This is a genomic window from Candidatus Binatia bacterium (assembly GCA_036382395.1).
GTDB lineage: Bacteria > Desulfobacterota > Binatia > HRBIN30 > HRBIN30 > JAGDMS01.
Genome location: DASVHW010000240.1, coordinates 1 through 6,633, shown reverse-complemented (window position 1 = coordinate 6,633; position 6,633 = coordinate 1). Strand labels below are relative to the sequence as shown.

Genomic DNA, 6,633 nt, shown 5'->3' with positions numbered 1-6,633 from the left:
GCGCGCGCGATCTCCGCCGCCGTTTCCAGCGCCTTGCGGACGGCGCGTTGCTTGGGCGCGCCCTCGGCGCGGACGAGGACGCGCGCGATGACGAGGTGGGCTCGGCATTCCTCCACCCTCACGCCGCGCCGGTGCGCCAGGTCGATCGCTTCGCGGGCGAACGCTAGCGCCGTCTGGTGATTGCCGATCGAGGAGTGTGCTTCGGCGAGATCGGCCACGATTCCCGCCTCGATCTCGCATCCAATCCTCTTCGTGCGGGCAATCTCAAGCGACTTCTCGAAGGCGCCGATCGCTTCTTGCCACTCCCCGCGGAGGGCGAGGGCGCGTCCAAGATGCGCAAACGCGACGACCTGCGAGAAGAAACTCCCGGTCCGTTCTGCGATCTCGAGTCCCCGGTTGGCGTGTTCGAGCACGTCCGTGGTCTCGCCGGTGGCTCGGGCGAGCACGACGATCCACCCGTGGATCCATCCGCGCACCTCCGAATCGACGTGCTCGGCCGCGAGTTCGAGCCCGGCGTCGAGCGCCTCCCGAGCTTCGGTGAGCTTCCCCAACTGGCCGAGCAGGTGGCCGCGAAATGCGGTCAAGAAGACGACCGGGTCGATCCCGGCTAGCTCGGCGCTCCGAGTCGGATCTCTACCATTCTGGGAGAGCGCCGCCTCCGTCGTCGCCAATGATTCCCGCAGCCGCCCGGCCGCCGCCCCGAAGTATGCGAAAGCCATCTTCAGACCGAGCTTGAGATCCGCGTTCCCCGAGTCCTCCGCGAGCTGCGTCGCCTCGCCAACGTTCTTCAACGACTCATCGAGGTAGCCGGCCATTCCGCGAACGACGGCGTAGGCCAAGTACGCTGTGGCCAGGGCGTCCTTGTTCTCGCTCCGCTTGGCGAGATGCCGGACTTCCTCGAAGAGCGCTCGCACCTCTTCTTCGGCGACGCCGAGACGCCAGCTCAGGTTCAGCATCTGAATCAGCGCCAGCACGCGCAACGCCAGCGCGTCGGCAGAGCCGTCGTCGCGGGCGAGGAGCGCGCGTACCTTCTGCCAGTGGCGGTAGGCTTCGGCAGGGTCGTCGGATCCCACCCAGCGGGCGGCGCGGGTGTACCAGTCCGCCGCCGCCCGCGCGTCGCCGGCGCTCTCGCGGTGGTGAGCGATCAGCGCCGCCTGCTCGTCGGCCCCCGGATGAAGCGCCTCGATGATCTGGGCGACCTCAGCGTGGATTTGCTGGCGGCGCGGCACCAGTTGGGTGCGATAGGCCGCCTCCTGCGTCGGGGAGTGGCGAAAGGCGTACAGCGGCTTTTCGCCGCGGCGCGGCGGCGACAGCAGCTGCGTGTCGCTGAGTACCTTGAGGGCGGCGCGGAGTTCCGCTTTCGAATAGGGGACGATCTTCTGGAGCACCGCCAACGGGAACTCCTTGCCGATGACCGCCGCGGTTTGGAGCACCACTTTCTCCCGTTCCTTGAGGGCGTCGATCCGCGCGTCGAGAACCGCCTGGACCGTCGCCGGGATCTCGATCTCCTCGACGCGTCGCTCGGCTCGATAGCTCCCCGCGCGCCCCGTGAGCGCGCCGCTGGCCTTGAGCGAGCGGATGATCTCTTCGACGAAGAACGGATTCCCGGCGCTGCGCGCGGCGAGGCGCTGGGTGAGGCTGCGGACCGAGCGATGGTCGCCGAGAAGTTCGCCCACGAGCCTCACGGTCGCCTGCGGCGCGAGCGGCTCGAGCGACATCTCGCGGAACCCCGCGCGTTCGTGCCAGGGGGGCCGGTAATCGGGACGGTAGTTCACCACGACGAGCGTCCCGGTTCCGGCCAGTCCTGCGACGAGTTGATCGAGAATCGCCTCGCTGCCCCGGTCGAACCATTGAAGATCCTCGCCGACGATGACGATCGGCTCGTGAGCGCTGCGGACTCGCAAGAGATCCTTCAGCAACCGGAAGACCTGGCGGCGCCGAGCCTCGGGATCGATCCGCGGGGCGGGATGATCGGTCTCGGGCACCCGAAGCAGCTCGAAGACGAACGGCAACGCTTGGCGCAACGACTCATCGAGGACGGCCAGCCGGCCGGCGACCTTCTCGCGCACCGCGGCGGCGGCGTCTTGCTCTCCAACGTTGAAATAACCGCGCAACAGCTCGACGATCGGCAAGAACGGAATCGCCCGCCCGTGCGGTACTCCGCGAGCCTGAAGGACGAGGATTCCCCGAGCGCGACACTGCGCGGCGAACTCCCAGAAGAGTCGACTCTTGCCAAAACCGGCCTCCGAGACCACACCGACCGCATGGCCGCTTCCGGAGACGGCGGCCGCGAGGCTCTCTTCGAGCCGGGTCATCTCAGCCTCTCGTCCGACGAAGGGCGACAGGCCTCGGGCAGCCGATTGGTCGAACCGCGTCCGCGCCGAACCCACCCCTTCGAGCTCGTAGACGCGAAGGCTACGTCGCTCGCCCTTGATCGAGAACTTCCCGAGGTCCTTCAAGCGGAAGAATCCGGACACCAGCGCTGCCGTGCTACGAGTGAGGTAGATCTTGCCCGGCTCGGCGAGCGACTCCATCCGGCTGGCGAGGCCGACGGTGTGTCCTTGGGCGGTATAATCCATCCGCAGGTCGTCCCCGATGCGGCCCACCACGACCTCGCCGGAGTTGAGGCCCATGCGGACCGCGAAGTCGAGGCTTCTGGTGCGGCGCAGTTCGGCGCAAAACGCGGCCAGCTCCTCCTGCAGGTGAAGTGCCGCGAAGCACGCCCGCTGCGCGTGATCCTCATGGGCGATCGGTGCACCGAAGAGCGCCATGATCCCATCGCCCGTGTATTGGTTGATGGTCCCTTCGAAGCCGTGCACTCCGGCGGACAGGATCTCGAAAAAACGATCGAGAATCTCGTGCCAGGCCTCGGGACCGACACTCTGCGCCAGTGCCTGTGACTTCTTCACGTCGACGAAGAGGACCGTCACCTGCTTTCGCTCTCCTTCGAGCGCGGCGCGGGAGGTGAGGATCTTCTCCGTGAGATGCCGTGGCGTGTACGCAGCGGGAGAGCGGCTCGGTCGATCGGGCGACAGCTCACTCAGCGGCCGTCCGCACATCCGACAGAATCGCGACCCCGGCAGGTTCTGGGCGGCGCAGGAGAGGCACGCCGAACCGAGAGCGGCTCCGCACTCGGCGCAGGAAAGGACCTCGTCGCTGCTTCTGGCACCGCACTTGGCGCAAAACATCTTACCATCGTACACTCAACGGCGCTGCCGATCTACGTGCTGGACGAGTACACCGTCTCGACGCGAAGCATCGTGATGCGCTATATGGCTCACACAAGGGTGACGGCACATGCGGGGGCGGAGGATGGCGGATGCGGCGCTGCTGTACGTTGCACTGGCGTTGGTTCAAGGGCCGGGGGCAGCGTGGGCGGACGCGGTGCGCCGGCTGTTTGAGCCGACGGATCTCGAGTTCGAACAGCCGGGTGTCGTCGAGCTCGACACGCAGTTCGGGCCGGTGCGCGGCGAGAAAGCCCATCGCATCGCCGTTCCCGACGTGGAGCTCGATCTTGGCCTGACGCGCAATGTCGAGTTCGACCTCGACGGGCAGTTCGCGATCGGCGGACCCGATTCCGGTGCCTTCAGGTTCGATCGTGTTGCGCCCGACAATCTCTGGCCTGCGGTCAAACTCGGGCTGGCGGACTTTGCCGAAAGCGGAGCCGACGTCGCGTGGGCGGCCGGCCTTCAGGTCGGGCCGAAGCTGCCGCTGGCGCGGGGAGCGCATGGCGTGGGAATCGAGGGTTTGCTGCTGTTGGGGTGCCGATATCGTCAGACCGCGTTCATTCTCAACCTCGGAGGCCGGCGCGATCCGGCGGCCGACGACGCACCGGGTCCGAGCGCTGCCGAATTCGGCATCGACATCGACCACCCGCTGGATGCAGCGGGGCATTGGGCTTTACTCGGCGAGATAGGCGCGGTTGCGTACGTGTCTCCGGATCCGAACCAGCTCACGACCAGCGCCGGAATCGCGTGGCGGCCGAGCGATGATCTCGAGTTGTCGGTCACCGGCCTCTATGGCTGGCTCGCCGGCGGAGACCAGTACGGCGTGCTGTTCGGCTTCTCACCGAAGTTCCACCTCTGGTAGGACATTCCAAAGCACTTCGAGCCCGCATGGCGAAACCCGAGTGGTCGTCTGGCGGGACGCAGTTCGGAAGTGAGGAAACTATCCACAGATGTTCCGCGACGCTGCTCTGGCTGATGCCGCCGGTTGAAGCTGACGCTCTAGCCCGTCAGCAGCCGGCGCATGAAGTGGGCCAGCGTCGTCCGGCCGCGGCGCAGCACCAGCGCGACGACCGCCAGGTCGCCAGGATCGGGGCACGGCTAATTGCTGCTTTCCAGGACTGACTCCCGTGCTGGGCGCCGATCGCATCGACGCGATTCGCCTTGGCCGTTGGATCTATGGTAGTCTCACCATAGATGAAGGCCAGACTTGTCTTTCATGAGAAACGGCTGGTCTGGTCGCCGTCGCTGAACTCGGCGGGAGTCGTGGAACTCAAAGTGTGGGAAGTCCTAAGGTCGGAGAAGTATCTTGCTGGGCGCAAGTTCTCCCTGTTCTTGGTTGCGCACGGAGAGGTGCTGATCGGCGTCGACAACCACAATCCCAAGGGACCCCATTTGCATCTGGGCAAAGAGGAGCGGCCCTTCCACTACACGGACGACGACCAGCTCCTGAAGGACTTCTGGGAGCTGGTCAGAAAGGCAGGTTTCGAGCCATGAAGCTCAAGCGTGTACGTATCGCGGTCGAGCCGCTGTCGCAGACTCACGCGCGCTGGAAGAAGGCACTTGGGGGCAAATCCGTTTCCAAGCGAGCGGTGATCACCGTTGCGAGCTGGGAGGTGCTGGGCAAAGTGCTGTCTGCGCCGCGCCTGGAGATCTTGGCCCGCATCCCGGTCCTCAAACCACCGTCGATCGCGGCGCTGGCGCGCAGCCTCAAGCGCGACTTCAAGAACGTCTACGCCGACGTCAGGTTTCTCGGGGACCTTGGATTGATCGAACTGAAGGAGGAGGGCAAGCGCAAGACGTTGATCCCGATTGCTCGGTTCGCGGGGATCGAAGTCGACCTGGGCGCCGCAGCGTAGTCCAGCTGGTCACTTGGGTCAAAGAGAGATTTCTTGGCTTGCGGCTTTCTCGCTTCGTGGTCTGCGGTGCTTCGTGGTGAGGTCCTGACCTCGCGCGAAGGGGCCGCCGAGATCCATCACGTGGACGACGAGGCGATCATCGAGCCCCTCACCGAGGTGCGCGGCATCGGCCGGTGGACCCTGGAGATGCTCCTCATGTTCCGCCTCGGCCGCCCGGACGTGCTGCCCGCGGACGACTACGGCATCGGCGAAAACTTCGCGATCGCCTTCAAGAAACGCGAGCTGCCGGTGCGGTCTCGCGCCGACCGTGATGCTTTCGTGCGTGCGCAAGTCCTTTCAGGCCGATTGGTTTCGGGAAATTCCATTTTCAGTGCCTGACCCCGAGAATCCCCCGGATCACCATCAACAGCGCTTCGTTGGTTTGTGCCACCGGCGTCTTGCTGCGGAGCGTATCGCCGATCACGCGCTTGAGCATCGAGAACGTGGTCTCTGCGTTCGAGCGGCGATGATAGTGTTCGAGGAAGTCCTCACGGTTCAATTGAAAGTAGTGATAGAGCCGAGTCCACGTCTTCGACTGTGGCCGGCGGTGCGACTTCGCTACTGCGGTGGCGTTCGACTTGAACGGGACGAACGGCTTTGCGCCAAGGCTTTCGATCAGTTCCAGGTTGTCGTAGCTGCTGTACGCCTTGTCGGCGCTCATCTCTTCCATGTTGAAGTCTTGCGCCGTCTTCTTGGCCAGTGGCTTAAACTCTGGCGAATCGCTCCCGTCCCGGTCGGTAATCGATACGGCAGCAATCACGTTGGTCTTGGTGCCGATGCTGGCGTGCAGCTTCAGGTAGTCCGCCTTGACTTGCTCATGGCCATACTTGGCGCTGTAGTGCCGGTAGAAGCATTCGGTGCCAAGCCCGGTCGAATCGACCGCGAATTGCGTTTCGAGTGCGGCCAGTGGCTTTGCCGTTGCCGTAATCAGTTCGTGGAGAATCGGCGTGACTTCTTCCAACTGCATCACATCAAAGAGCGTGTTGTAGGCCGGTGCTCGGCTGACAAGCCCCTGCTCGCGTGCGGCGCGCAGATCGCTCATGAATCGGCGTGCGCTGAACCCGGAATAGACTTTGTAGGCGGCAGCAAACAACGTGTCTGAAAGTGGGGCGCGTCGGCGTCCCGCTCCGGTCTGAGGGAGAGCCGGAACGTCGGCAACGAGATCATGCAGCAACCGGCAGAAGTGATCCTTCTCCGTGGTCTGTGCTGCATTGTAAGCGTGCCAGTTCGGCTGCCCGTAGGTAACGCGAACGCTGGCGGCTTCGGTTGTGGTGGTCTGGACTGTGCCGTCAGGCTTGGTCTCAGTTACGTGTTCGCGAAAGAGGACGTACTGCACGGCGAAAATGTGTTTGCATGGTTGTCTTCGGAGTTCGAAATCGGGGCAGGTGCATTCCTTGCCCTCGGTAGTGACGGTGACGGCGTATTTGCCATTGAGCGATTGAGACGGAACAAGCCACGTCTCGGTCCCGCGCTGGGTGATCTTGCTCGTTGCTACGATAACCAACCCGCGT

At 64.5% G+C, this 6,633-nt stretch carries 6 protein-coding genes; 4 read left to right on the top strand and 2 right to left on the bottom strand.

All coding sequences use genetic code 11. The annotated features are described in order from the left end of the window. Window positions 1-3,059 (bottom strand): adenylate/guanylate cyclase domain-containing protein (locus VF515_11275; GenBank protein ID HEX7408213.1); only part of this gene is annotated, 3,059 nt, incomplete at its 3' end. Window positions 3,060-3,297: 238 nt separating this feature from the next. Here VF515_11275 and VF515_11270 point away from each other — a divergent pair. The 4 genes from VF515_11270 (at window position 3,298) to VF515_11255 (ending at window position 5,461) form a co-directional block, all read left to right on the top strand. Next, window positions 3,298-4,089 (top strand): hypothetical protein, encoded by a 792-nt coding sequence (locus VF515_11270; GenBank protein HEX7408212.1) that lies wholly within the window; start codon window positions 3,298-3,300, stop codon window positions 4,087-4,089. Window positions 4,090-4,421: 332 nt separating this feature from the next. Beyond that, complete coding sequence (locus tag VF515_11265) at window positions 4,422-4,721, top strand: DUF6516 family protein (protein HEX7408211.1); 300 nt, start codon at window positions 4,422-4,424, stop codon at window positions 4,719-4,721. Further along, window positions 4,718-5,083 carry a hypothetical protein gene (locus VF515_11260; GenBank protein ID HEX7408210.1) on the top strand — a complete coding sequence of 122 codons (366 nt, stop codon included), beginning with the start codon at window positions 4,718-4,720 and terminating at the stop codon, window positions 5,081-5,083. Before VF515_11265 ends, VF515_11260 begins: the two co-directional genes overlap by 4 nt. A gap of 120 nt (window positions 5,084-5,203) precedes the next feature. Beyond that, window positions 5,204-5,461, top strand: a complete 258-nt coding sequence (locus tag VF515_11255; GenBank protein HEX7408209.1) for a hypothetical protein — start codon at window positions 5,204-5,206, stop codon at window positions 5,459-5,461. On the opposite strand, the gene VF515_11250 is transcribed toward VF515_11255, so the two are convergent. After that, the coding region (locus tag VF515_11250) for a transposase (GenBank protein HEX7408208.1) at window positions 5,451-6,633 on the bottom strand (1,183 nt) is incomplete at its 5' end. The two genes, VF515_11255 and VF515_11250, sit on opposite strands and share 11 nt — an antisense overlap.